Annotated in this window: 1 pseudogene; it reads left to right on the top strand. The window is 59.1% G+C overall.

What is annotated here, in order from left to right:
- A pseudogene (locus tag C448_RS00140) lies at positions 1-269 on the top strand (ISH6 family transposase); the annotation flags it as partial.

Here is a 269-nt window from a genome sequence, read left to right as displayed (position 1 = left end):
ACCATCAACCGCCGTGCCAAAGAATACGGCAGCAAGCTCAAGCAGTTCCTTCCTGACTGTGTTGCCGGAACGGACGCTGACGCGATTATTGCCGACGGAACGAAGTGTCACAGCCAAGACGAAGACCGCTCGTACCACTCCGTTCAAGCAACGCTCGGCGAGGATACTGCTGGGGACTCGCGGTCCCTGCTGGATCTGTCGATCAATGCTGACTGGGACGAGACAGCGGCCGCTCTCGATGACATCGGCGCAGTCACTGACGACGCTAC

Origin of the sequence: Halococcus morrhuae DSM 1307 (assembly GCF_000336695.1) — an archaeon.
Classification (GTDB): Archaea; Halobacteriota; Halobacteria; order Halobacteriales; family Halococcaceae; genus Halococcus; species Halococcus morrhuae.
The sequence above is the reverse complement of the archived record's forward strand: the minus strand, read 5'-3'. Positions and strand labels throughout refer to the sequence as shown.